Here is a 22,316-nt window from a genome sequence, read left to right on the forward strand (position 1 = left end):
AGCCGAAGGTGGTGGTTGGAGGCGGGATCGAACCGCCGACCTGTGGGTTATGAATCCACCGCTCTAACCATCTGAGCTACCCAACCGTACCATCGGAGGGAGGGCCTATAGCCAATATGCCCGGACTGTTCAAGCCTTGTTATACCGACAGCGGATGATTTTGAATCATACGCTGTCGGCAGTGGGCAAGGCCTGCCGAGGGGGACGCCTAGTTCTAATGCGAGGAGTCATGCGGCGATTGAGCTCAAGAAAAGCTAATACCGACGGTCATTCTTCATGATCGTTGGTATTAGGGGAGACCGGACGCAATTTGTTGCAGGACGCTGGCCAGGCGGGCTTTTCCGGCGTCGAGGCTGAAATGGGTCAGGGCGTAGTGTTGCGCCGCCCGGGCGCGTTTCAGGGTCGCCGGCCAATCGCCAAGTGCCGCCGTGACGGCTTCGGCCAGGGCTTCCGGGTTCTCGTTATCGCTTAAAGCCCCCAGCTCGCCGTCGAGCAGGATTTCGCGCGGGCCGTCGATGCGCGTTGCTACCACCGGCACGCCGGCTGCCATGGCCTCGGTCACCACCAGGCCGAAGGGCTCGACCCGCGACGGCAAAACGAACAGATCCAGGCCTGCGAGATAGTCGGCCGCCGGACTGACCCAGCCGCAGAAATCGATCATCGCGGCGACTCCCAGAGATGCGGCCAGGCGGACCAGGTCGTCCTTCAGCGGGCCGTCGCCGGCGATCCTGAGCTTGACGAGGACACCGCGGGTTTTCAGCACCGCCAGGGCGCGGATCATGATGTCCAGGCCCTTATTGACATGCAGCCGGCCAAGCGTGCCCAGGACAGGCACGCCTTCGGGCGCCGACTTGACCGGACGTTCGGTCAGGGGACCGAAATTGACGACGTCATAGACGGGGATGCCGGGGTGGGCGGCGTGGACGCTGTCGTGGACGGAATGGCTGACGCAGATGGCGGCGCGGGCGCGATCCAATTGATTCTTGTGGCGGAAATTGTGCACGACCTGGACGGTCTTGTCCGCCGTGCCGAGAAACGGCAACAGGCAGATGCCGGTGGCGCGGTTGCCGTGGGTCAGGACGAGGTCGGGCCGGAAGGTCCCGGCGATGCCGCGCAGGGCAAAGGYGGCGAAAGGGTCGTGATTGACCATCGCGTTGAGCGGCTTGAAATCGCTGGTCAGGCTGTGTGCCAGGACACCGTCCTTGTGGCCCAGGCTGAGGACTTCGAACCCGGCGTCCTTCATGGCCTCGTGATATCTCAGCGCCATGGTCTCGACGCCGCCGCGTACCTGGGCAAGCATGATATTGAGGATACGCATGAACTTCCCGGAGTCGTGAGTCGAGGCAATCTAGGCGCAATTCCTGTAATTTGAAACTACCGGGGACAAATTTGCCGCCCCTGTGTCTTTGAGGTAGATTTTATCGCCAAAAGCCGTCAATAGTTACGAACTTACGAGAATAGTAGCGTTACAGGGGTATAATTTGTCTGATCTGATCGATGAACTGGACGTCCGCATTCTCGACCTCATTCAGGAAGATGCGTCCCTGTCGGTGGCCGACCTGGCCGAGCGCGTCGGGCTGTCGCCGTCGCCGTGCTGGCGCCGCATCAAGCGGCTGGAGGACATCGGCGTCATCAAGAAACGCGTCACCGTGCTCGATTCCGACAAGCTGGGCCTTGGGTTCGAGGTCTATGTCTCGGTCAAGCTGTCCCTGCCCTCACGCAGCAATCTCGAGGCCTTCGAGGCCCGTTTAGCCCATTGGCCGGAGGTCGTCAGCTGCGCCACCGTCACCGGTCACGAAGACTATATGTTGCGGGTGATGACGCGCGACATGCATGCCTATGACGACTTCTTGCGCGACAAGCTGCTGGCCTCGGACCTGGTGTCCGGGGTCGAGTCGCGCATCATCATGCGGACCGTGCGGCAAACGACCGCCGTGCCGATCCGCCTCGCGCTCGATACGCCCCCGGCCTTCGAACCCGTAAAAGACCTCAAGACAGGAGACGCCCGCTAATGCGCACCGCCGCCCTTGCCATGGCCTTAATCCTGACGGCGACGACCGCCGGCGCCCAGACCATCGACCCCAATTCCGATCTGGGGCAGTTCCGCGGCTTCCGCGCCGCCGGCATGCAGGCGATCGATGCCCGTGACGGCACGGCGGCGGTCGACAACCTGACCAAGGCCGGCACCATCATGCCGGATTCGCCGTCGATCATGCTGTTGAAAGCCCAGGTCGCCCTGCAGCAACGCCGCAAGGCCGACGCCAAGGCGGCGCTGAAGGATTACCTGACGCGCGGCTATGTCCTGGATCTGGCGAAGAATCCCGATTTCAACGCCGTGTGGGACGAAGAGTTGGAAGAGCTGTTGCAGGGCAATGAAAGCCCGGTCGGCGACATGCATGTCACCTCGACCCTGCCCGACTTTACCCTGGCCGAGGGCATTACCTATATGCCGGACGGCGAGATGTTCGTCAGCGGCGTGCGTTCCGGCAAGATCATTGCCCTGTCGGCCTCCGGTTCACGCGACGTCGTCACCTTTCGGCCGGGTGTGGCGGCCTATAGTTTGGGCGTACACGACGGCAGCCTGTGGGCGGTGACGGCGGCGACGCGCCAGACCAAGGGCTATGATCCGAAGGCCAAGATCGCTTCGAAGATCCTCACCATCGACCCGGCGAGCGGCGTCATTTCCAACCCGATCAGCGACCCGACGAAGGACCGTAATTTCACCCATATGCTGTTGGGCCGCGACGATCTCTATGTCACCGACGCCAATTCGGGCGAGGTGCTGCGCGTCCAGGGCTATGGCAATGCGTTGCAGACCCTAATCCCTGAAGGCTATATGGATGCGCCGGGCGGCATGGCGGAGAATGAGGACGCCTCGGTTTTGATGGTCGCCGATTTTATCTCGGGACTGTACCGCATCGACCTGACGCAAGGCTCGATGGTGCGTTTGCTGCCGCCGGACAATGCGGCGCTTTTGGGTATTTCCAGCCTGTCGCGTTACGGCAACGACCTGATCGCCATCCAGAACGGCTTCCAGCCCAACCGCATCCTGCGCCTGCATATGTCGGACGACTGGAACGCGGTCGAGTCGGTGGACGTGTTGCTGGCGTCGCCGAAAGTGCTGGCCCAGCCGACCCAAGGGTTCGTGGCCGACGATCACTTCATCTTCGTCGCCAAGAGCCAGTGGGCCAATATGGACGACCAGGGTAACCCGTTGAGCGATAGCCCTGAGCCGGCAGTGATCGGGGCGATCAAGCTGGAGCCGTGAAAGTAAAAGGTTTGTCCACGGATAGGAAGGAATGCGCCGCTACGCGGCGTCACGGTTATAGGCGCTGCTAACAATTGTGTTTGACAACTATTGCGCCGAACACAGGAACGCCTCGCACCATGTATCGGGACGCCAGCGGATGAGATCACCAGCTGAAGAAAGTACCCCTCACCCGGCAGGCTGAAGCCTGCCACCCTCTCCCCTTGAAAGGGTAGAGGGGATACGTGAAGCATGTTCAGTCTCCGGCGCGAGAACACTTTGTGCCTTCGTCCGGGCCCGCGCAGCGGTATCTCTTCTTATCCGTGGTTTCCCCTCTTCCTGACTTCACGCGATCGTTCCTAACAAACCGCTTGCCTTTTATGATTTGCGAATTATTCTCAATCGCAAATTACTGGAGGCACGCCATGCTGCTCTTGAGTCTCGGTCCCGAAGTGCTGATCGCCCTGATGCGGTCGGGTGATACACGCGGATTCAGCGGTCCCGACCTGTCGTGGCTGTTGTTCGGGCCGGACGGTTTTGCCGTCCAGGACGAGGATCCGCAAGGCGAATTGGCGACTCGCCCAAATGGTTAACAAATTATTATTGTCCCCTGCCCCGGTTTATGGCAAAGCTGGCACCGAACCTGCGTGAGAAACACGCAAAGGCGTTGTTTATGTGCTGTTTTCGCACACGGACACGACCTCAAAGGTCGATAGGTGATGGTGGTGATCTTCAAGTCCTGCGCGAAAAGCGCTCTTATCGCGGCGGCGCTTTGCCTGGCCGCCGGCGCCAGTCAGGCGGCATCGCTGATGCCCAATGTCAGCGCGCTCAATCCGGCCTTCGATCTCACCCGTCAGGGTGATTTCGACGGCGACGGCCGCACCGACACCCTCTATCTCATCGGCGAGGACAGCGGCCGGACGGCCGTCCATATCCGCCTCAATACCGCGGCCGGCACCGAAGACGTCCGCGTCACCAGTGTGGATTTGCCGGACGGGGTCGTGCCCGATATCCAGGTCGTCAAGGCAGGCGCCTATCGCCTCGATTGCGGCAATTTCGCCTCCGATTGTTCGCAAATCGCCATTCACGCCGCCCATGACAGCCTGATCCTGGGTTTGGACGGCGGTGTCAGCGTCCTCGCCCATTGGCAGGATGGCCGTTTCGAGCAGGATTTCGTGCGCAGCGACGAAGCCTTGATGGCCCATGCGGTCGCCGCCCTCTATGCCGTTAATCCGTAAAACGCGGGTTTAGGCCAAAATATACAAATAATAGCAATTTGCTGCGACGGAATAATGATCCGCCTACGTTGAATCCTTGCGCGTCATGTCGGCGAAGATCGGCCACGCCAACCAGATCAACAGTTAAGAGTACGACTGACATGGGGCGATCCGCAGATTACAGTAAACAAAAGTGCGCCATCGCGGCCACGCTCGATATCGTTGGGGAGCCGTGGACCCTGCTGATCCTGCGCGACTCGTTCCGCGGCCTGTCGCGGTTCGAGCAATGGCAGGACTCGCTGGGGCTGGCGCGCAACGTGTTGGCAGCGCGGCTGAAGTCCCTGGTCAAGAACGGCGTGCTGGAAACCAAGGTCTATTGCGAACGCCCGCGCCGGCAGGAATATCTCCTGACTGAAAAGGGCTTTGAGTTGCGGCCGATCATTCTGCACATGATGGATTGGGGCGAACGCAATGTCTATGGCGAGCACCAGTCGGAATCGGAACTGGTCCATATTTGCGGCCAGCGCTTCAAGCCGGTCGTGCATTGCGCCCACTGCGACGCGGCCGTCAAGCGCGGCGACATGACCGTGGTCCACAATGATCAATCACCGACGGTCGGCGATATCCAAAGCCTGCGCTTCGAAAACGCCTAGGCATTTCCCGCCAAAATGGACGCCGGAAGCCGGGATATTCGCACATCGGCTTGGCGAGTAGGGCGGGATCGCGAACCGGACGGACTGCCGGTTCGCGACCTTTAACAATCAACCAAGCAGGATCCGCCGCGTGGCGCCTTCCGGATCGTCGCGCATGCCGCAGGCATTGTCGAAGACCATGGTCTGGCACCTGACCGGGTCGCTGGGCGTCCAGGCCAGGGCGGCCTGGCTGGGGCTGCCTGTTCGCGCGAAGCTGGCCCACGCGCGGGCCATCTTTGTCGCCAGGGTCCGCGCCTGCGGCGTATCGCCGGTGCCCTGGTCGCAGCGGCGCGTATTGTCGAAGCAGAAGGCCAGTTCGGCCGTGTGCCAGGCGCCGGCGATGCCGTCCAGTTGCGGCGACTGCCACTGAAACAGGTATTGGTAGACCGGCGCCGCCTTCTGTTCGTACTTCAGCCGCACCATGCGTTGGACATTGTTGCGGGCAACGATCCCGCCGACACCGTAGGACAGGGTGCGGATCGCTTTTTCGGGATGTGCAGCCTTCATGGCGGCGATCAGGGCGTCGGCCTTGCCGTCGCCCAGCGAACCTGCGAGGTCGGCGCGCCATTGGGCCTCGGTCGGATTCGAGCCGAAGCGCATACCCTCCTCGCTAACATTGCCGATGATCACCGGGACATTGCGCGAGGCGTCCGGCGCGATGTCCTGAAAAGAGCGGCAGATCACCATGCGGCCGTCAAGGGTCGGCGCCCAGCCGACGCGCGGTGTCGGGTTGGGATTGGGCGCGGGCGACAAGTAGCCGCCCTTCATAGGGCCGTTGATGCGCTCGGCAACGCGCATGCCGGCGGCGTTTACGGTGGCCCAGTCCATCTTTTGCAAGGCTGCCATATCGCCCGCCGCCACGCCCAGCTCCTTGATCACCTGGCGGGCGAAGTCCTTCGACTGATCCGCCGAGGGGATGTTGCCGGCGCCGCCCGACTGGATGATGCCCTTGTGGATCATCCCCGCGGCCGCTGGCATGCCCAGCAGGGTCGTCACCTTGGACCCGCCGCCGGACTGGCCGTAGATCAGCACATTGTCGGGGTTGCCTCCGAAATTGTGGATGTTCTCGCGCACCCAGCGCAGGGCGACGACCAGGTCCATCATGCCGATATTGACCGAGTCGTCGTAGGCGGAACCGCCGAATTCCGACAGGTCGAAGAAACCCAGCACGTTCAGGCGGTGGTTGACCGACACCTGGACGACGTCGTGGTTGCGCGCCATCTGGGCGCCGTCATGTGACGCCAGCTCGTAGGACGAGCCGAAGCTGAACCCGCCGCCGTGGAAATAGACCATGACCGGGCGATTTCCGGTCAGGGACGGCGTCCAGATGTTCAGCTTGAGCATGTCCTCGCCGAGGAAGCCGTCCGTCCATTGCTGCAGGAAGGTGTGTTCGGCTGCGCGGAAATTGTGCAGGGTCTGTGGGCAATTGGCGCCGTAGGCCAGGGCGGGATAGGCGTCCGTCCACGGCTTGGGCGGCTTGGCGGGAAGCCAGCGATTCTCGCCGCCCGTGTCGTCGCCATAGGGTATGCCCTTGAAGGTGAGGACGTCATGGTCGACATAGCCGCGCACCGGGCCATACTGGGTTTTGGCAATGGCCGACACGGGTGTCGAACAGCCGGTGTCTTCGGCAACATGGGATGCCGTCTCGGCCTTGGCCGAGCCCTGGAAGGCGAGACCGGCGCCCGCCGTGGCGGTGGCGAAAAGCGCGTGGCGCCGGCTGAGAGGCAGGTTCTCGAAGGTCATTGGCTTGGTTCCCTGTTTCAATGTGGCTGCTCTTTTCGGCAGTTTGGCGGCCCGTCCTTGCTATTTCACAGGGATCAGGATGAATTCGAAGCAGTCATTGGCCCGCAGTGGCACCTGGCGGGTGAAGCGTCCGTTGCTGACCGAAACCTCTCCGTCGAATACCGGTGCGCCGCTGCTGATGTCCTTCAGGTCGCTGACCTGGGTGCGCGTCAGCTGTTTGGGCGAACCCATGGCGACGTAGGCTGTAAAGGGGTCGTTCTGGTGGTAGCCGATCTGGTAGATCTGGAGCCGGTAGCGGCCGTTGGCCACGCCGGCCAGGTCGAGCGTCAAGTGGCCCTTGTCGACGGTCGGCAGGTCATTCCTGTAGAAGACCTGGTCGGTCTGGCCCTTGGGCGGCACGACGGGCGAGTAGTCCCAGACGAGGGCCTGGATCGAACCATCCCGCGATTTTGTGATCCACGACGCCGCGTCATTGGTTTCGACATCGGTGTCGCCGAGCCGGCGGAGAAACTTGAACGCATGATAGGACGGCTTCTTGATGCCTTGCAGGTTCAGCATGCCGAATCCACCATGGAAGGGCGTGAAACGCGGGCCGTTCTCCTCGAAAATATCGGTGAAGGTCCAGTAGGACATCGAATCGACATAGGGCGTGGCGCGCTTGACCATGTTCAGGATGAAACTGGCCTGGTGGTACTGGTCGTGCATGTAGTCGGTGGGCGTGTAGGACGAGCTCCACTCGGTGAAGTGTAGTTGGCGGTCGTGCAGCGGGGTGGCGTTCATCAATTCGCGCGAATGGCGCATGCGCCCGCTGACCCGTTCGGGGTTGGGATCGATGATCGTGCCGGCCGTACCGTCTTCGTCCAGGAAGCCCTGTTCGACGCCATAGGCGTGCAGGGCGATGAAGTCGATCGGCGCGGGATTAGCGATGATCCACTTCTCGAAGGCTTGTTCGGAGGCGTAGGGAATGGCCGTCGCCGGGCCGCCGATGCGGCATTTGGCGCATTCCGACCGGATGGCTTCAGAGGTCGTCTTGTAGAGCTGGAAATAGTCCTCAAGGGGGTGGGGCCAGAAGCCGTGGATGTCGGGCTCGTTCCACACCTCATAATACCATTGCGAAATCTCGTCCTCGCCGTAACGTTCTTTCCAGTGGTCGATCAGAGCCTTGATGAGGCCGGCCCATTTCGCCTGGTCCTTGGGCAATGAGGTGTTACCCTTCCACCAGAACACGGTCGTCGTACCGCTGGCCAGCTTGCTGGGCATGAAGGTCAGTTCGACGAACGGACGGATTTTCTTTTGCAGAAGCGAGTCGTACAGCACGTCGACATATTGGAAATTGTACTGGGGATTGCCCTGCTTGTCCTCGTCATAGACGGCCATCTCGTCATTAAGAATGCCGTGCATGCGCAGATAGTGGAAACCGATGTCGTCCTGGACAGTACCAAGCTGTTCCTGCCAATCCGCGCGAAGGCCCTCCGCGGCGCGGCCGGCGCCGACGACCTCGAGCGGGACGGTCGAGTGCGGGCCGATGACGCGTGACACATCGGCCGTGACGACCCTGTCTGCCGATTGAGCCAGGACGGGCGCGGCCGACAGCAGCAGGACCGTCGCCGAAAAGACGAGGGTATCAAGGGTAAGCCCCAAGCGCATTCGTTGTCTCCCTGGCAAGCGGTCGAACGCCGCATTTTTTTATATATCAAATATTGACGTCAAAAAATTGCAGCCGTCAACTTTAATGTCGGACAAATGGCGTGTTTGGAGCCGGCTTCATTTATCTGGAAACCTATCCTGAGTTTTTGAGATAATTATTGCATCCCTGTTGTGAGAACAGGTGCAGCCGTTCACGGGGCTATTTCCATGCGGCTGCGCCGGCCCGTCCGCGTAAATTTCCGAATAAAGTCGTGGCGTGCAAACGGGTCTCATGACCCAGACAAAAGCCTCAATCACGACACCGACGATTTGGGAATCCCGGTCAGTAAAGTGTAAAGCATGCTCTAAACGAGCGCAGCGCGGGTGGAGGCGATGAAGCCACCGCTCCGCGCTCAAGCAGCGTAGCGGTAGCGCACTAAAATTGCGAGGCGGCGCTCAATAGGCAGCTCGCGTACTCGATATAAAGCCACCGCCGAGCACGCGGCCGTCATCGGCGGCGTCATAGAGCACGCAGGCCTGACCCGGCGCCACGCCTTCTTCGGCGTCGAGAAATTCAACTTCGATACCGCTTTCGGTGGCGACCAGGCGCGCAGGCGCCGGCGGGCGCGTCGAACGTACCCGCGCCAGGACCGATTTATTGAGCCGGGCGGCACTGATCAGATCGGCTTCGCTGCCCAGCCAGTTGGTTTCCTTGAGCACCAGGGCGCGCGTCAGCAGGGCTTCGCGCGGCCCGACGATGACTTCGCGGGCGTCGGCGTCGATGCGGATGACGAACAGGGGCTCGCCGACCGCGACATTGAGGCCGCGCCTTTGGCCGATCGTATAGCCAGTAATGCCGTCATGGGTGCCCAGGACCCGGCCGTCGATATGGCGGATGTGGCCCTTTTCCATGCCTTGCGGCCGCAGCTTGTTGATCAGGGTCGTATACTTGCCTTCCGGCACGAAACAGATGTCCTGGCTGTCGGGCTTGTGAGCGATTTTCAGGCCCAGTTGCAAAGCGATGTCGCGGACCTGGGGCTTCGGGATGCCGGCCAGCGGAAAGCGCAGATAGTCGAGTTGGTCCTTCGTCGTGGCGAAGAGGAAATAGCTTTGGTCGCGCGATTGATCAGCGGCGCGGCGCAAGGACACGACACCGCCGTCGTCGGAGCGTTCGACATAGTGTCCGGTCGCCATGGCTTCGGCGCCGAGGTCGCGCGCCATGTCGAGAAGATCGTGGAACTTGACGCTTTGATTGCAACGGATGCACGGCACCGGTGTTTCGCCGCGCAGATAGGAGTCGGCGAATTCCTCGATGACCTGGTCGCGAAAACGGCTTTCGTAGTCGAGGACGTAATGGGCGATACCGATCTTTTCGGCGGCCATGCGAGCATCGTGGATGTCCTGGCCGGCACAGCAGGCGCCGGTCTTTTTCAGGGCGGCGCCATGGTCGTAGAGTTGCAGGGTAACGCCGATGACTTCGTAGCCGGCTTGGTGTAGCAAGGCGGCTACGACGGTCGAGTCGACGCCGCCGGACATGGCGGCGACGATGCGCGCGCCGAGTGGCAGGCCAACGCTTTGGCGCGTGGCGGCGATGGCGGCATCGAGATCGGCCGATTCAATGATGGGTATAACGCAACTGTCCATGCCGCGCTAAATAGGGCAATCCTGAGAAAATTGCTAGGTTATAGAGTCTAGCTTTTACGCGCAATTTATCCAAAAAGTGGGAGGCACTTTTTGGATTGCGCTTAGAATTTGGCCAGGCAGGTATCGGCGGCAAAGGTCCGGATCAGCGTATCGTAGATATTTTAGAAAAACTTTCCCTGACTCGGACAGGCCGTGCCATGTCCGTAGCTATAGGCCTTGCCGGTATCGGGGTGAATCGTAGCGATACAGGTCTTGGTGGAGGCAAGAAGCGCCTTGAACGTCACCAAATCCTGGCGCAATCGGCGTGGCGTCGTCACCAGCGCGAACTGTGCCTCGGCTTCGACGTCGGCATTATAGCGGCCGGCGATACCGATACGCAGCATGCCATCCTGGCGGCTTTGACACAGGTTATGGCGGACGCCTAGAAAGCGCACACGCCCGATCCTGTGGCATGGCGGCTTGGGCGGTTCGTCCTCTCCCATCCAATAGGCGTAAAATATTTCGATACGTGAGGGATTGGAGGTAAATCCTCTGCTGCTGGAGGGATAGCCTGCGCCTCCGCACGTCTTGGGCTTGACCAGGAACAGGACCGTACCGTGATCCGAGCCTGTGAAGTCTTTCGGTAGCGGACAGTAACTCAGACCCGGCGGCACATGGAAGGTCAAGGTGTAGGCGTCGGTCAAGAATATGCCGTGCGCCGGCTGTGGCTCGCTCGCCATGCCCTGGCGAGCCAGGCACAAGGCCAGACCAATGCCGACCAAGGCCAGGTATCGCGCGGTCAGGAAGACGGTATGCATGCGCGCACGATAACGCACAATGCGGTGAAATCCTAGTGCCCGATGGAGGCGTCGGCCCGCACCATCGCCTGGTCGCGGTGATGGTCGCCATGGCGGCGATCGTGGGTGGCAGGCTTGGGCGGTGTGACGGCTTTCGGCGGCACATGGCCGGGCCGGGCCGCACGCGGCGGTTTGGCCGCGGGCTTGCCGGTGTCGCTATGATCGCGGATATGACCGGCGTCTGGTTTGGCCTGGGCGTTGTTATGGGCGCGTTCCTGACGATTGTGGTCGGCCCGGGCTATGCGTTCGCGTTCCTGACGATTTTGCTCGGCGCGGGCCTGTTGGGCGCGCTGCTGGGCTTCGCGGTCGGCCTTCGCCTTGGCGTCCGCCTGGGCTTTCACGTCGGCCTGATGCTGGCGGTCGGCGGCAGCCTGATCCTGACGCGCATGGGCGGCGGCGTCCTGTCGATGGTCGCGGCTTTGGTCTCCGTAACGATTGTCATGACCGTCGCGGTCCTTGTGATCGTTGTTGCGATTGTCATTGCGGTTATCTGGCCGGTTATCTGGCCGGCTATCTGGCCGATTGTCCGGTCGTTGATAGACGACCCTGACCGGTTGGGGCGGGGCGCCCTGATAGCCGCGGTTTTTCCAGCCGTCGAAATCATGGGCGGCGCGTTCCCGGCGCGTCTGTTCCGCCTGCCATTGCGTTCGCTGGGCGGCCTCATGCTGATCGTGATAGGCCTGCCATTCGCGCGATTGGCGTTGTTGTTCACGTTCGCGGGCACGGTCCTGGGCGATGCGGTCGCGCTGCGATGCCCAATTGCTGGCGGCGATCTGTTCGCGGCGGTCGCGATAGGCGGCGGCTTGCAGGGCGCGGGCGCGGGCCAGGTAACGGCCGGCATAGTCGGTGCGCGGGCCGAGGTCGCGCTCGGAGACGACACGGCCGCGGTCATCATAAACGGTGACCAGTTCGCCGCCCGAATAGGCGTAGGCATAGTGCGGATCGCGGACCAGGTAGGGGTCCGACTGACCCGGGCGGTAATAGTAGTAGCGGTCGCCGTCGGAGGTGTTTTCGACGACGCGCATGGCATTGTCGTCGCTGCGCCAGACATAGGGGCGGCTGCCGCCATAATCGAAGCCGTAGTCCGGTGGGGCATCGCCGAAGGCGTCGTTCATGGCGTAGGCGTCGTCGGCATATTGATAGGCTTGCGCCGGCTGCCTGACATAGACGACCTTGGGCGCCGGTGCGGCCGGCAGGGATTCGACGGGCGGGGCCGGAGCATAGGCTTGCGCCGAAGTGGTCAACGGCAGGGCGTCGACGTCGGCGCTGGCCTGGTTATCGGCGGATGAGCCGTCCATCCGGCAACCGGCCAGGGTGGCGGCCGCGAGGACGATGAGGGAGGCTTGGGTAAGATATCGGAGCGACATGGCGCGACCTTTGTGCGTTCAAAATGATCGCAATTGGGCGCTCCAGCCAAGGCTATTCCATGACCGAAAGATAAGCGGACGATTGGATTTTAAGCGCCGCTATTTCAACAGGTTCAGCAAGCTGGACTGGTTGAGATTGGCCAGGACCTGGGCCGAGGCCTGGACCGAGACCTGGGCCTGCTGCAGGTCGGAATAGGCCTTGGACAGGTCGACATCGGTGCGGTCACTGACCAGGCCGGACAGCGAATCCGATTGGCCTTGCAGGGATTTCTGGCTGTTGTCGACGCGGTTTTGCAAGGTGCCGTTCAGCGAGGTCGCCTCGGTCAGCTGGTCGTATTCGGCGCTGAATTCCTGCGATTTGGTCGTCAGGAACGCCTTTTGCGCTTCGGTCAGCTCGTTGCCGAACGGGCCGGTCAGCGGGTCGTCATTATAGGCCTGAATGTCCTTGAAGGTCTGCATCATCGCCTTGCCGAGATCCGATGCCAGCATGCCGGTTTGCAGCGAGGTGCTGGCGTCGATGCGCGACGTTTTCTTGACGGTGCCGTTGACGAAGATCGAGTCGACGTCGGGCGCCGCCGCCAGCGCGGACAAGCTGGTCGTCGTTACCGGGGCGTTGTTGTCATTGCCGCCGCCGAACAGATATTGGCCGTTGTGCTCGAAATTGAGTCCTTGCAGGGCGGTGGCGAAATTGCCGCGGATCGATTCCATCAGCGAAGCGCCGCTGTTGGAGGCCAGGGCGTTCATGACGCTTTCCTTGGCGTCGCCGGCGCCCTGGCTGGCGGTGCTGAGCGCCAGATCCTGGCTGTTCAGCCGCTCGGTCACGGTCTTGTTGACGGCGATATAGCTGTCGGTCTTGGCAAGGCTGGATTGGTAGGCGGCGATGATTTCCGACGACCGGCCGTAACCCATGAGGTCGGTGGCGACCTTCTGGGTCGAGACCTGGTTATTGGCCTCTTCCTGCCGTTGTTGGGCGGATTGCAGATTGTTGAGGGCGTTATGCCAGCTCTCAGATGTCGAAATGCGCATGTTAACTCCTCTCTTAGATCATGTTCAGCAGGACATCGTACATGTCCTTGGCGGCCTGAATGAGGCGGCCGGCGGCGCTGTAGCCCTGCTGGTAGGTGGTGAGATTGACCAGTTCCTCGTCGAGATTGACGCCTTCGTAGGAATTGCGGCGCGAGCTGGCTTCGGTGAGAAGGGAGCCGTTGCTTTCCTTCATGGTCTTGGCATTGGCGGCGAGATTGCCGACCTGGCCGGCGAGATCGGAGCCGTAACGCTCCAGCGTCGAGATGCCGCCGCTGTTGAGGCCGGTCTTGGCGAAGGTCAGGGCGGTGGTGCCGACGCCCGCCAGTTCCTGGCCGCCGCTGCCGTCGCCGGCGAGCAGGTTGGCCTGGCCGGCTGCGGCGGCGAGATTGACCTTGGCGAGCGACAGTTTCGACGGGTCGTTATAAACGATCGGGTTGACGTTGAGGTGGCCGGCGACATTGGATTGGTTGCCGGCCAGGCCGAAGAAGGACGAGAACGAGGCGCCGGTGCCGTTGCGCGAGGTGGTGTCGCTGGAGACGGCCAGGGTATTGGACGGATTGCCGAAACCCTGGAAGGTCAGTTGTCCCGAAGTATCGAGCGAAAAGGTGCCGTAGCGGCCGACGCCGGTTGAGCTGTCGTTCAGGGCCGAGACCATGTCGCTCATGGTGCCGCCGGTCGGCACGGTGAAATTGACGTTCGACAAGGTGGCGCCATTGGCCGATTTGAGGGCGAAACCGATCGTGCTGCCGGCGGTGAAACCGTGGTCCGAGGTTGCCGACAGGCCGGTCTGCGGATTGGTCGGCACGTCCGACGTAACCAGGTCGTTGAGGCCGAAATAGTGCGAGAAGCCCTGGCCCAGCTTGGTGGCGCCGCCGGTCGATGGATCGACCACGGCGACGCCGGCGCCGGCGACGTTGGAGGCAAAGGACAGGGCGCCGTTGCTATAGGACACGGTCGCCGCGCCGGCGAAGCCCGCCGTGATGTCGGCGGCGAAATTGTTGGGGTCGAAGGTCGTCGCCGCCCCGCCGTCCAGGGTGTAGGTGCCGGCGGTGAAGTCGACCGTCATCTGGTGGCTCATCCTGCCGGTGGCGTCGATCGTGACCAGGTTGGTGGTGCCGGTAAAGCCGCTCATGGCTTCGGGCTGGGTCAGGCTGGTGTTCTTCCCGGAGAGAGTGGTCGGTGGCGGCACGGCCGTGGCGTCGTTATGGGCGGCGTTCACGGCGTCGGCGAAGCGGGCCATATATTGGTTGAGCTGGTCATTGACGGCGACGGCGGTCTTGTCGCGCATGTCCATCAGGCCCTTGAGCTCGCCCGAGGAAATATTGTCTGCCAGATCGCGTTGTTCACCGTTGACGCCGGTGACGACGATCGGATTGAAGCTGGTGGTGGCGTCGACATTGGTGGTCGGCTGATAGCTCAGCTTCACATAGGAATCGCCGGCCAGCATCATCCCGGTTTGGGTGCGGACGGTGACGCCGCCGTTTTCGTTCTGCGACACCGCGACATCGACCAGTTTCGACAACTGATCGATATATTGCATCTGGGTCGTCTGGGCGCCGGTGGCGTCCTGGCCGGCGACATGGGCGCCGGAAATGGTCGAGTTGAGGTCGCTGATGCTTTTCAGCAGGTCGTTGACGGCGTTGACGCCGCTGGCGATGCGCGAGTCGGCGTCGCCGCGGATGGTTTGGATCTTGTCGCTGATGCGGGCGCCTTCGTTGAGAAAGCTCGACATATAGCTCAGGACCTGCTGGCGGCCGGCGTTCGAGGTCGGGTCTTCCGCCGCCTGGGCGACGCCGGTCAGGGCATTGGCCGCCTGGTTGAACAGGTTATTGGTGTCGGTGATGTCGCCGAACTGGGCCTGGATCTGATCGAGCAGCTCGAAATTGATGTCGGAGGCCGACGAGGCCGAGGATGCCTTGAGGGCGGCCTGTTGCAAATAGCGGTCGGCCGACAGGGTGACGGCGCCCGAGGTGACGCCCATGCCGACGCCGCCGATATTGACGCTTTGCTGGTGCGAGACCTTGCGGACATAGCCCGGGGTGTTGACGTTCGAGATGTTGTCGGAGACGACGCGCAGTTGGTCCTGCGAGGTCATCAAGCCGGAAACACCGATATTGAAAATCGAACTCAGAGACATGTTGCGCCTCCATGCATAGCCATCGCCGGCCGCATTTTGCGGGCCCGCTTAGGCAAAGCCTGCACATTACCCGGCAAAATCGGCCGGGTGCCGTGATCGGCTGATTCTAAAAAGCCTATATTTTCCATAGGTTTGTTGTTTTCCATGGGCAAATGCGCCCGCCATCTGGCGTTAAGGTTTCAAGTCCTGTGCCAACCGCCTTGGGCGGGACGTTTGCGAAGGACCGGGCGTGACAAGCAAGGGATGAGCGGGATCGGAGTCGATTCGGAGTAGACGTGGCCATTTCCTCACTCCGATACTCAAAAAATCGCTCCGAATGGCACTTCTTATAATGGTTTCAATTCATATTACATCCAAGGGGTGAAAACGTGTGGCGGCCACTGAAGCCGCCAGGACCCACGCCTAATGCGGCGGATATCTAGGCAAATTTGGCCGCGAACGGTCCGTGACCGGCAAAATCTGCGCGGCGTTAACTATAATTAATCGCGTAAATTCAATGCATTAGCACTTGGCCCATGGCTTGCAATGTGAAGCGTTCGAGATGCGCAAAATGCGTTGACCCGACAGAAATTGCCCGGCGCGAGCCGTCCGGGTCCTGTCATTTGGTTTTAACGCGAGCGCATATGTCCTTCGACCTGACCCAGATGCTGATGTCCCTGACCGCCTTGCTGAGCAAGAGCGGCGACGACGCGTCGGCGACGGTCGCCACGCCGGATCAGTCCGCTCAGTTCAATACCTTGATGACGGCGGCACCCGCAAAGACAGCCGACGCCGCCAGTCTTCCAAGCGCCAGTCTTCCAAGCGTCAATCTTCCAAGCGTCAATCTGGCGGCAGTCAATTTGGCCGACGTCAATCTGGTGAGCGCCGCAAGCCTGACGCCGGCCGCACCGCAACCGGTAACGCCGCAATCGGTAGCGCCCCAGCCGACCGCTCCGGAAGCTGCGATGCCTCTGGCACAGCAAGCCCTGCCCGTGGCCGCCACTGTGGTGCCGTCAGAGGTCCTACCGCAAGTCACAACTGCCGAGCCCGTTGCGCCTGCGCTTCCACAAAAAGCATCGACGCAAAAAACGCAGCCCGCCCATGTGGCCGTCACCGCGCCTGTGCACCTTGTTGCCGACACAGCGCCTGCCGAGGCGGACCTGCCGACAGCAATACGTGTTGCGAAACCGGCCGCGTCCGCCCAACCAACGCCGGTTATGGCCGCGCCGACCGAGACCATCGCGGCTGAAGTCGCCATGCCTGAACTCAAGGTCACCGTGGCGCCGACGGCTCCGGTCACGGCCACGCCGGCCGAGCCTGTTGCCGCCTCCCCTGCCGCCGTACCGGCCGCGCCTGTCGTGGCTGAGGCCATCGTGCCGGAGCTTAAGGCCGTTGTGGCGCCCGCTGCGGCCAAGACCACGGCCACGCCGGCGGCACCTGCCGTTGACGCCATCGTACCGGAGCTTAAGGGCGTGGCAACGCCCGCTGTGGCGAAGACGACGGTCCAGCCGCAGGACGCGCCGAAATCGCCCAAGACCGCTGTCGCGATCCCGACGGTGACGAACCCCGTCCAAACGGTGGCCGAGGCGCCAGTGATGGCTCCGACAACTGAAATGACAGCCGATCCCGTGATGCCCGCAGCTCCGGCTCCGGTTATGGACACGAAGATTGCGCCTGTGACGCCTCAGGTTACCGTGGCCGAACCCGTTCTTACGGCAGCTCTGCCGAAAGCGGCCAAGACGGCCGCGGATGCTCCGAAAGCCGCGGCGGCCCCGCAAGCGGCTGCCGACAAGGTCGCAACTCCGGTCGTCGCGCCAACAACTCCGGCGCCGGCGCCCATTGTCCTGCCCGAAGCCGTCTTGCCTGAAGCCGTTGAGACGAGCACGGCCGCCCTGCCTCTGCCCTTGCCGGATAACGGCGAGGCGCCGGCCACGCCTATGCCTATCTCGGTTGCGACGAAAATCGTCGCTGAGCCGACCCAAACCCCGGTCGCGAAAATCGCGACGTCACCTGTGACAGAAGACACAATGACACCAGATCTCGGCGAAGCCGTGAAACCGACCCCGCCGGCGCCGCGCGACCAAGTCGCTCAGCCGCGCACCAGCCGCTCCGTGACCGTGGCGGCTCCCAAGTTCGAAGCCTATAAGGCCGACATCGCACCGGAGCCGATCGATGCGGCAGCGGCGCCGGTGATGACCCAGGACGCCGTGGCCGTGGTTACCGCGGCGGCTGTTGCCGTGGCCAGCCAGCCGGCACCAGCAGCGCAAGCCGAAACCCAGCCCGCGCCGGCCGCGCCGCAACCGGCCGTCGTCGCCGCCTTGCCGCCGGAGGCCAAGGGCCAGCCGCGTATGCCCAAGGCTGCCGAAGCGCCGGTCAGTACGGACGCGCCGGTTCAGGAGGTTAGCGACGACAGCGCAGAACCCGCCAAGGCTTCAGGGGCCAGTTTCGCCACCGAAATCGACAAGGTCGTTCGCCCCGCCAAGACTGTAAAGGCCGACAGCAAGACCGCCGCGATGACCGCCGACGCGCCGGTCAAGGCTCAGGCTCAGGCCCAAACCCCGGCAAAGGCAGCCGTGGCCGACACGCCGCGCCCAGTCACGCCCGAACGCATCGCCGCCGCGGCGCAGCCCATCCAGACGACCGCTACCGAACCGGCAAAAGTACCGTCGGGCTTTTCGTTCCAGCCGGTCGCCGCACCGGCCGAGAGCGCCCCGGCCTATAGCGCACCGGCGGCGTCCGCGCCGGCAACGACCCTGTCTCAGGCCGCCATCGACAATATCGGCGCCATGAGCGTGCAGATCCAGAAACGCCTGAGCGCCCAGTCGAGCAAGTTCACCATGGAACTGAAGCCGGCCGATCTCGGCCGCGTTGAGGTCGCCATGACCATCAGCCGCGAAGGCAAGCTGACGGCGCATTTGAGCTTCGACTCGCCGGTGTCGGCGTCGACCTTCAGCGCCCACGAATCCGAGTTGCGTCAGCAATTGAGCGCAACGGGCCTGTCGCTGGACGGCGATGCCCTGACCTTCTCTTCGCGGCCTGAGAGCGACAAGGTCGGCAGCGACACGCCGGCGAAAGACAACAACGGCCAAACCCAGCAGCAGACCCTGAACGACCATCAAGGCCAGCAGCACCGTCCGACCCCGCAGCAGGCGGCGCGCGCCCTGGCCTCGGCCAACCTGGCCAGCCAGGAACTGGACGCGCAAACCAGCGCCCTGTCCGACCTCGACGCCTCGCTCAACGCCTTCCGCAACCGCTCTTCCACCTCGCGCCTCGCGCTTAACTTAATCGTCTAAGGACCCAGTCATGGTTTCCGCAGTCACTTCCAATACCACGGCCGCCACGTCGACATCGCAGGATGCGTCGTCGCTGGCCGGCAATTACACCATGTTCCTCAACCTGCTGACCTCGCAGATCAAGAACCAGGATCCGCTGTCGCCGATGGACACCACCGCCTGGACCAACCAGCTGGTGCAATATTCCTCGGTCGAACAGCAGTTAAAGGCCAACCAGTTCCTCGAAAAGATCGCCGCGGGTTCGGGCGGCAACGATATGAATGCCGCCGTCAGCTATATCGGCAAGACCGTCTCCGCCGCTACCGACACGGCGGCGCTGAGCGACGGCTCGGCCAAGTGGGATTACACGCTGGGCGGCACGGCGGATAACGTCAAGCTGTCGATCCTCGATTCCACCGGCAAGACGGTGTGGAGCCAGCAGGCGTCCGGCGACGATCTCACCAAGGGCAAGCACAGCCTGGATTGGGACGGCAAGGATAGCGCCGGCAATACCCTGGCCGACGGCAATTACGTCCTGCAGGTCACTGCCACCAATGCCGGCGCCGCCGTCGCCGCGGAAACCAGTGTTTCGGGCGTCGTCACCTCGGCCGAGAATAACGGCACCGACGTCGTCCTCAATATCGGCAACACCTCCGTACCCATCACCAGCATCACCAGCGTTTCATAATTTACCTTATCCGGGAGTATCATCATGAGTATCACCAGAGCCATGCAGTCGGGCGTCACCGCCCTGCAAGCCAACTCGGCCGCCCTGTCGGTCATCTCCAACAATATCGCCAACTCGAACACCACGGGTTACAAGCGCGTCACGACCAATTTCACCGACTTGGTCAGCGGCGCTTCGACCGCGCAGAACTATGGCGGCGACGGCGTTACCAATGTGTCGCAGCAAAGCCTGAACACGACGGGTGAGCTGAACTCGTCGACGACCGGCTACAGCCTGGGCATCGATGGCCAGGGCTTCTTCGTCACCTCGAACAATTCTGATCCGGTGGCGGCGGGCAGCTCGATGCTGTTCACCCGCGACGGTTCGTTCAATACCGATACCAAGGGCTATCTTAAAAACGCCGCCGGGCTCTATCTCGAAGGCTGGCCGGCGGATTCGGCCGGCAATGTGACGCCGTCCTCGACCGATATCACCAAGCTGGCCCCCATCAATGTGACGGATTTGGCCAATCAGGTTGCGGCGACGGATAAGGTGACATTTACGTCGAATGTAGATTCCGGCACAGCGGTTTCAGATGCAGTGACGAACGGCACCTATGATCACACTACCGCCGCTGGCGCCATGTCGACCTATGACGCGACGTCTGGTGTTGGTACCAAGCCGGATTCGACAATTTCCATGACTGTGTCGGACTCACTTGGCAACGCACACACAGTTACGATCTCTTTGCTGAATTTAGGCGTCGACACGACCTCGGCATCAGGAGCCGGTAGCACCCTTGGAAAAACGCTGTGGGCATACGAAATATCTTCGCCTGACGTAGACGATAATAACAGCACTCACCAACTGTCGTCCGGTACTCTGGCTTTCGATAGCGACGGTACGCTCGCCTTTGATACTTCAACGACGCCGCCGACACCATTGTCGACCACGAATAGCGGCACTACCGCTGTTCCGTTTAATACTGATCTCAGCATTGCTGCTTCGAATAACACGACCACCACCTACCCTCGTTGGAATGACTCCATCGGCGCAGGGGCACAAACGGTGGCGTTGGGCCTGAGCGACTCGCCTGCCACCAGCACCATTACCCAACTGGCTGATGACTCGACCACAACGGCGATGACGGCCAATGGCACCGAGTTCGGCACCCTGACCAAGGTCGAGATCGCCGACAATGGCGATGTCAACGCCATCTACAACAATGGCGACAAGCGCCGCATCGCCCAGGTCGCCCTGGCCACCTTTATCAATGCCAACGGCCYGACCCCGGTCTCGGGCAATGCCTTCCAGGTATCGACCTCGTCCGGCGTCTTCTCGCTCAAGACCCCCGGCGACGGCGGCTCCGGCAAGCTGGCGGCCGACACCCTGGAAGCCTCGACGGTCGACCTGGCCCAGGAGTTCACCGGCCTGATCACAACGCAGCGCGCCTATTCCGCCGCGTCCAAGATCATCACCACCGCCGACCAGATGCTGCAGGAACTGCTGCAACTGAAGCAATAGTAAATAGCGCGAGGACTCTGTCCGACTGAACAGAGTCTTCGCGCATGAATTACTGGCGTAAAAATCAAACATGAATCTGCGTTAACCTTACAAGCATCGCCTTTCATCATACTAAACAGAGTATTAACAACCCACATTCGCTTATTAGTACAATATTTACTAAGGCGATTAAGCGGATATTATAAGTCCTGGGTTAGAGTGCTCCTATGTGATGGGTAACAAAGGCAAAATGCCATGCTGCAAGAGCAACGCCGCGATAGTAAAGGCGAAAAATACGTGATTGGTCCTACCGGGGCAAAACTGACTCTGAACGACCTGCCGCCTGCCGGCACGGAACGTTGGGTCATCCGCCGCAAGGCGGAAGTGGTCGCTGCCGTGCGCGGCGGTCTTCTGAGCTTCGATGATGCGTGCGAGCGCTACAACATCACCTCGGAAGAATTCCTTGGCTGGCAAAAGGCCATCGAAAGCCACGGCATGGCGGGTCTCAGGACCACGCGCATTCAGCAATATCGCTGATACGGCGGGTCGAATATTTTTGGTAAATAGCCCTGGCGACCGTTAGTGAAGTCGGCAACCAAAAGTAAGAACCCCTCACCCGGCAGGCTGAAGCCTGCCACCCTCTCCCCTTGAAAGGGTAGAGGGGGAAGTAGGACTTCTACATTCCTGGGTGTAAACTTACATCGCAGAACTTTGACTGTAGCTTCAGATTTAAGATCAGGCGCCTGAAAGGGCGCCTTTTCTGCGTGCACAATTTCCCGGCAAGTTTTGCTTTTCTTTTCAATAGCCTGTGCAATAGTCAGGCACGAGTTAGTGGCGTTTACATATCGATTCAACGGCCGAATGACCGGCCATCTTCCGGGGCGAAACACATGACCTTTATGCAGGCTATCCAGAGCGTATTGAAGAATTACGCGAATTTTGAGGGCCGAGCCTCAAGATCGGAATTCTGGTGGTTCTACCTTTTTCACCTGTTCACCGTTTTCGGCGGGCTTTTTGTTCTCTTCCTGCTGGCGGCAGCGGCGGAGGCAGCCCTGGGCCGAGAGTCGGCCGCGCCGATCGCCGGTATATTGATGCTCCTGCTGGTGGTGGTCTGGCTCGGCCTGGCCATACCGTCCCTGGCGGTTTCGGTGCGCCGGCTGCATGACACCGACCATAGCGGCGCCTGGTTACTCCTGGCCTTCGTGCCGTTCGGCTTCATTGTGCTGCTGGTCTGGTACCTGACGCCAAGTTCGCTGGGTGCGAACAGGTACGGCGGCGATATCACGGCAAAGGTCGCCGACAGATTCTGATTTAAGATCAGGCGCCTGAAAGGGCGCCTTTTCTGCGTGCACACTTTACC

18 protein-coding genes and 1 tRNA gene are annotated in these 22,316 nt (G+C 61.6%); 10 read left to right on the plus strand and 9 right to left on the minus strand.

All coding sequences use genetic code 11. The features are described 5' to 3' along the window. Positions 1–9: 9 nt before the first annotated feature. Positions 10–86 (minus strand) — tRNA-Met (locus tag AC1DX3_RS05450). Positions 87–289: 203 nt separating this feature from the next. Next, positions 290–1,318 carry a glycosyltransferase gene (locus AC1DX3_RS05455; RefSeq protein ID WP_476988232.1) on the minus strand — a complete coding sequence of 343 codons (1,029 nt, stop codon included), beginning with the start codon at positions 1,316–1,318 and terminating at the stop codon, positions 290–292. 163 nt (positions 1,319–1,481) lie between these two features. Here AC1DX3_RS05455 and AC1DX3_RS05460 point away from each other — a divergent pair, with 163 nt between their 5' ends. The 5 genes from AC1DX3_RS05460 to AC1DX3_RS05480 all read left to right on the plus strand — a co-directional run bounded on the left by AC1DX3_RS05460 (position 1,482) and on the right by AC1DX3_RS05480 (position 5,117). Next, a complete protein-coding gene (locus AC1DX3_RS05460) occupies positions 1,482–2,012 on the plus strand; it encodes an Lrp/AsnC family transcriptional regulator (RefSeq protein ID WP_476988233.1) in 531 nt (176 codons plus the stop codon). Next, the gene (locus AC1DX3_RS05465; RefSeq protein ID WP_476988234.1) at positions 2,012–3,268 is read left to right on the plus strand and encodes an NHL repeat-containing protein; all 1,257 of its coding nucleotides are present in this window, start codon (positions 2,012–2,014) and stop codon (positions 3,266–3,268) included. The genes AC1DX3_RS05460 and AC1DX3_RS05465 overlap by 1 nt, the downstream gene beginning before the upstream one ends. 404 nt (positions 3,269–3,672) lie before the next feature. Then, positions 3,673–3,840, plus strand: coding sequence for a hypothetical protein (locus AC1DX3_RS05470; protein ID WP_476988235.1), 168 nt, complete (start codon positions 3,673–3,675; stop codon positions 3,838–3,840). A 126-nt stretch (positions 3,841–3,966) separates the two neighbouring features. Beyond that, on the plus strand, positions 3,967–4,485 hold the full coding sequence (locus AC1DX3_RS05475) for a hypothetical protein (protein WP_476988949.1): 519 nt from the start codon (positions 3,967–3,969) through the stop codon (positions 4,483–4,485). Between the two features lie 140 nt (positions 4,486–4,625). Next, positions 4,626–5,117, plus strand: a complete 492-nt coding sequence (locus AC1DX3_RS05480) for a winged helix-turn-helix transcriptional regulator (protein WP_476988236.1) — start codon at positions 4,626–4,628, stop codon at positions 5,115–5,117. Between the two features lie 108 nt (positions 5,118–5,225). Here the strand turns inward: AC1DX3_RS05480 and AC1DX3_RS05485 are convergent, their stop codons facing one another. The 7 genes from AC1DX3_RS05485 to flgK all read right to left on the minus strand — a co-directional run bounded on the left by AC1DX3_RS05485 (position 5,226) and on the right by flgK (position 15,535). Continuing rightward, complete coding sequence (locus AC1DX3_RS05485; RefSeq protein ID WP_476988237.1) at positions 5,226–6,899, minus strand: carboxylesterase/lipase family protein; 1,674 nt, start codon at positions 6,897–6,899, stop codon at positions 5,226–5,228. 60 nt (positions 6,900–6,959) lie between these two features. Beyond that, positions 6,960–8,546, minus strand: coding sequence for a GH39 family glycosyl hydrolase (locus tag AC1DX3_RS05490; RefSeq protein WP_476988238.1), 1,587 nt, complete (start codon positions 8,544–8,546; stop codon positions 6,960–6,962). Between the two features lie 435 nt (positions 8,547–8,981). Continuing rightward, positions 8,982–10,169, minus strand: coding sequence for a tRNA 2-thiouridine(34) synthase MnmA (gene mnmA, locus AC1DX3_RS05495; RefSeq protein ID WP_476988239.1), 1,188 nt, complete (start codon positions 10,167–10,169; stop codon positions 8,982–8,984). A 161-nt stretch (positions 10,170–10,330) separates the two neighbouring features. Continuing rightward, complete coding sequence (locus AC1DX3_RS05500; RefSeq protein ID WP_476988240.1) at positions 10,331–10,984, minus strand: hypothetical protein; 654 nt, start codon at positions 10,982–10,984, stop codon at positions 10,331–10,333. A gap of 14 nt (positions 10,985–10,998) precedes the next feature. Beyond that, entirely contained in the window at positions 10,999–12,372 is a 1,374-nt protein-coding gene (locus AC1DX3_RS05505; protein WP_476988241.1) for a hypothetical protein, read from the minus strand. Between the two features lie 99 nt (positions 12,373–12,471). Continuing rightward, a complete protein-coding gene (locus AC1DX3_RS05510) occupies positions 12,472–13,398 on the minus strand; it encodes a flagellin (RefSeq protein WP_476988242.1) in 927 nt (308 codons plus the stop codon). A 13-nt stretch (positions 13,399–13,411) separates the two neighbouring features. Then, positions 13,412–15,535: a flagellar hook-associated protein FlgK gene (gene flgK / locus AC1DX3_RS05515; RefSeq protein ID WP_476988243.1), complete on the minus strand. Its 2,124-nt coding sequence runs from the start codon at positions 15,533–15,535 to the stop codon at positions 13,412–13,414. A 623-nt stretch (positions 15,536–16,158) separates the two neighbouring features. Here flgK and AC1DX3_RS05520 point away from each other — a divergent pair. The 5 genes from AC1DX3_RS05520 to AC1DX3_RS05540 all read left to right on the plus strand — a co-directional run bounded on the left by AC1DX3_RS05520 (position 16,159) and on the right by AC1DX3_RS05540 (position 22,266). Continuing rightward, a complete protein-coding gene (locus AC1DX3_RS05520) occupies positions 16,159–18,807 on the plus strand; it encodes a flagellar hook-length control protein FliK (RefSeq protein ID WP_476988244.1) in 2,649 nt (882 codons plus the stop codon). A gap of 10 nt (positions 18,808–18,817) precedes the next feature. Continuing rightward, positions 18,818–19,474, plus strand: coding sequence for a flagellar hook assembly protein FlgD (locus AC1DX3_RS05525; protein ID WP_476988245.1), 657 nt, complete (start codon positions 18,818–18,820; stop codon positions 19,472–19,474). 24 nt (positions 19,475–19,498) lie between these two features. Then, positions 19,499–20,977, plus strand: coding sequence for a flagellar hook protein FlgE (locus AC1DX3_RS05530; protein WP_476988246.1), 1,479 nt, complete (start codon positions 19,499–19,501; stop codon positions 20,975–20,977). 234 nt (positions 20,978–21,211) lie between these two features. Beyond that, positions 21,212–21,493: a CtrA inhibitor SciP gene (gene sciP / locus AC1DX3_RS05535; protein WP_476988247.1), complete on the plus strand. Its 282-nt coding sequence runs from the start codon at positions 21,212–21,214 to the stop codon at positions 21,491–21,493. A gap of 353 nt (positions 21,494–21,846) precedes the next feature. Beyond that, positions 21,847–22,266 carry a DUF805 domain-containing protein gene (locus AC1DX3_RS05540; protein WP_476988248.1) on the plus strand — a complete coding sequence of 140 codons (420 nt, stop codon included), beginning with the start codon at positions 21,847–21,849 and terminating at the stop codon, positions 22,264–22,266. Positions 22,267–22,316 lie beyond the last annotated feature (50 nt).

This window comes from Asticcacaulis sp. P2_B1, assembly GCF_056404915.1.